Raw genomic sequence first — 3550 nt, 5'->3', positions numbered from 1 at the left:
GGCTCAAGGTCCTTCTTGGCGGGTAGGCAGCGGATTAAGCACTGCCGTCCCACCTGTGTATGGCCCCTTTAACCCGGACAGTGCCGTACGGCCAAATGCCACCGCAGATACACTTTCAGCGGATTGCAATCCTGTCCCTGTTTTTTGTTACAGACGCAGGATGAAAGGTTAGGCTGAATACCCGGAGACCAAGTGCCATCATCAGGCTTATCAGTAAGTGCAATCAGTAGTTGCCGCGCAGCAGTCGACATGGTCCGTTTTGCGCGGTCGGAATCAGGAAAGCTCAAGATGAACACGGCGCAACATTTCGAGTACCACGACGACCCACGCTTCTATCTGCAACTGGCCAAGCTGGTGTCCAGTACGGGCGACGAGACCTTTGCCGGGCACATGCTGCAATTGGTGGATTCGCTGGTGCCCATTCACGGGCTTGGCCTCAGTGAATGGACGCTGGACCTGCGCGAGAGCAGCATCAGTCGTATCAATCCGCTGGGCAGCGCGGGCCTGAAGCATGACCCTCCCGGCAACGAGGCCATCGACCATCCTCTGCTATCCAGCATTTTGCACATGCAGGACCCGTTGTTGATTCAGCTCAAGACCCCGCTGAGCGCGCAACATCCTCAGCACAACACCCACCAGTGCAATCTGGTGTCCAGCCACGGTGAACGTCGGCTGATCATCTGTTTTTATCGACTGACCGCGTTGCGGGCGTTTTCCCTGACAGAGTTGTCCTTGCTCAAGAGCCTCTCCGACACGCTGTTGCCGCTGGTCGAGCACCACGCGCAGAGCCTTGCTCAGTCCAGCCACAACGCCACGCGCCTCGAGCCAGAGCCGGGCTCGCTGGATCAGGCCTTCAGTGGCAGGCTTGCACAGGACTCGGTCACACTTTCAGCACGCGAGCAGGAGGTCTGCCTGGGCTTGCTGACCGGTGGCACCGTGGCTGAAATGGCGCAGCGCCTCAAGGTCAAGAACAGTTCGGTGGAGACCTACCTCAAGCGCGCTACCGCCAAACTGGGCGTCAGCGGACGACATGGCCTGGCGCGCTGGATGGCTGGTGATTGAAGCGCGTATGCCCTGGTGAATGAACTGCAGTGATACGCGCCAAGAAAAAGGGCCACTAAAGGCCCTCTCGCACAGACGCTTCTGCGTTCAATCAACCCGGAAGGCAATCACGCTGTCGCCCAATGTCGTACCAAGCGATCCGTGACCGCCGGCAGCAATGACCACGTACTGCTTGCCGTCGTTGCCGGTATACGTCGAAGGAATGGATTGACCACCCGCGGGCAACTCATATTCCCAGAGCATTTCGCCGTTATTGACGTCATAGGCACGGAAAAAGTTATCCGCCGTCGCGCCGTGAAAGGCCAATCCGCCTGCCGTCACCATCGGACCGCCATGGGCGACCATGCCCATGGGAAAACCGACCGGAAAACGTTCCTGCATGAAGCTGGTCTTGAGGTTTTTGGTGGTGCCGACCCGGCGCATCCATTGAGTCTTGCCAGTTGTCAGATCGACCCCGGCCATGGTCCCCCACGGTGGCGCTGTGCACGGAATGCCAAGGCTCGAGGCGAATCTGGAAATACGGATGGCATAGTCACCGTCGAAGTTCTCGTTCCAGTAGGGCTTGCCCTCCTGAGTGAACAGGCGTTTTTCCCGGGGCTGCGCGGGGCGCTTGATCAGGTTGTAGACATACGCCAGGCGCACCGGTGCGGCGATCAGCAACTGACGGTCAGGGTCCACGGCCACCGAACCCCAGTTGAACACGCCTATGTTGCCGGGATAGATCAGCGAGCCCGACTCGGTGGCCGGTGTCCAGGGGTTACCGTCATAACGAAGGGTGTTGTACGCGATCCGGCAAGCCATCTGGTCAAAAGGCGTAACGCCCCACATGGACTTCTCGGTCAACACCGGCGGGATGAAGTTAAGTCGCGAGACCGGCTGGGTGGGTGCAAAGCGCTCGCCTTCAACACCGCCCGCGGTGCGCACACTGACCTGATCGACAGGCACGATCGGCTCGCCCGTCAGTCGGTCAAGCACAAAGATGTTGCCTACTTTGGTCGGCAACACCAGGGCAGGCTGGCGGCTACCGTCTTTTCCCAGATCCAGCAGTGAGGGCTGCGATGGGTTGTCGCGATCCCAAAGGTCATTGTTCGAGGTCTGGAATTTCCAGCGTAGCGCGCCGCTCTTCAGGTCGAGTGCCACCAGCGCATCGCGAAACTTCTCGGTGTTGCTGTCGGGGTTACGCCGGGTGCCGGTTTCGTCGGGCGAAGCGTTGCCGAACGGGACGTACACCAGACCGTTTTTGACATCAGCGCTCAGGGTTGCCCAGGCGACCGGCGTGTCCTGCGGATAGCTCTGGTCAGCCGCTATAGGCTGGGTGTTGTCCGGGTTTTGCGGATCGAAATTCCATACCAGCCTGCCGGTGATGACGTCGTAGGCGCGAATCACACCCGACGGGTTGCCGTCGTTATAACCGTTATCCATGATCGAGCTGCCGATCACTATCAGATCGCCTGCAATCAGTGGCGCGGATGTCTGCATCAGCGCGTGCGGGCGGATCGTGCCCATGTTGAAGCTCAAGTCGATCACCCCGCCGCTGCCGAAGTCGCTGCACAGGTTGCCGCTGTCGGCATCAAGCGCTACCAGCCTGGCATCTGCAGTCGCGGTGATGATGCGTTTGGCGCATTGAGCGGGCTGTTGTGGCTGGCCTGTCGGGCTGGAGGCTGCCGAATAGTAGCTGACGCCACGGCAGGTCTGGTGCTGCTGCAAATACGAGCGTTTTTTCTCGGGGGTGTATTTCCAGGCCAGTTGCCCGGTCTGCGGGTTCAGCGCATGCACTTCGTTATGAGGCGTGCACACATACACCCGGTCGTTGATCTTGAGGGGCGTCGCTTCAAAGGTGTACTCGCCGGCATCCTCGTCTTCATCGCGCAAGTCACCGGTGTGGTATTCCCAGGCCACCGACAGCTTGCCGACGTTGTCCGGGGTGATCTGATCGAGGCTGGAAAAGCGCTGGCCCGCGTTGCTACCGCCATATGCAGCCCAGTCACTGCCTGCCGACTCGGCGCTGCGGGCGGTCGCCACGCTGTCGATCCGCCCTTGCTGCGGGTACGGATCGTGAAACATCAGCGCAATCACGATCAGCAGCATTACGCCAAGCGTACCGCCCAGCAACGGATGAAAACGACGCTTATCGATGCTCGATCGCGCTTGATAAAGCGGCCGCACGACCCAGGGCATGGCCAGCCACAGGCCGATCAGTGCAAACAGATCGCCGCGAGGGATCCACTGCCATTTGTCCAGGCCCGCTTCATAGATGATCCAGAGCAGAATCCCCCACATCATCACTGCATACAGGGTAAGTGCCGACTTTCTTTTCAGGAATACCAGGGTTGCTGTGGCCAGCAAACCCAGGGCGATCATCGAGTAGGCCGGTGAACCGCCGGCAGCCACCAGTTGCGCACCCATGAACAGCAGAATGAGGCTGAGTATCGCGATGACGATACCGGTCACTTTGAGAATCATCTTCCTTGCCCTTTATTGTTATCCA

Annotated in this window: 2 protein-coding genes; one reads left to right on the top strand and one right to left on the bottom strand. The window is 59.5% G+C overall.

Annotation, left to right across the window (positions count from 1 at the left end; translation table 11 throughout):
- Positions 1-288 precede the first annotated feature (288 nt).
- On the top strand, positions 289-1062 hold the full coding sequence (locus tag KUIN1_RS13395; RefSeq protein ID WP_116886469.1) for a helix-turn-helix transcriptional regulator: 774 nt from the start codon (positions 289-291) through the stop codon (positions 1060-1062).
- Between the two features lie 87 nt (positions 1063-1149).
- Here the strand turns inward: KUIN1_RS13395 and KUIN1_RS13390 are convergent, their stop codons facing one another.
- On the bottom strand, positions 1150-3525 hold the full coding sequence (locus tag KUIN1_RS13390) for a glucose/quinate/shikimate family membrane-bound PQQ-dependent dehydrogenase (protein WP_116886470.1): 2376 nt from the start codon (positions 3523-3525) through the stop codon (positions 1150-1152).
- Between the last annotated feature and the right edge of the window lie 25 nt (positions 3526-3550).

The organism is Pseudomonas sp. KUIN-1 (assembly GCF_009176725.1).
Classification (GTDB): domain Bacteria; phylum Pseudomonadota; class Gammaproteobacteria; order Pseudomonadales; family Pseudomonadaceae; genus Aquipseudomonas; species Aquipseudomonas fragariae.
The sequence above is the reverse complement of the archived record's forward strand: the minus strand, read 5'-3'. Positions and strand labels throughout refer to the sequence as shown.

Coding starts and splice junctions, on each gene's coding strand:
- KUIN1_RS13395 (WP_116886469.1), top strand. CDS start 289: ATGAACACGGCGCAACATTTCGAGTACCACGACGACCCACGCTTCTAT.
- KUIN1_RS13390 (WP_116886470.1), bottom strand. CDS start 3,525: ATGATTCTCAAAGTGACCGGTATCGTCATCGCGATACTCAGCCTCATT.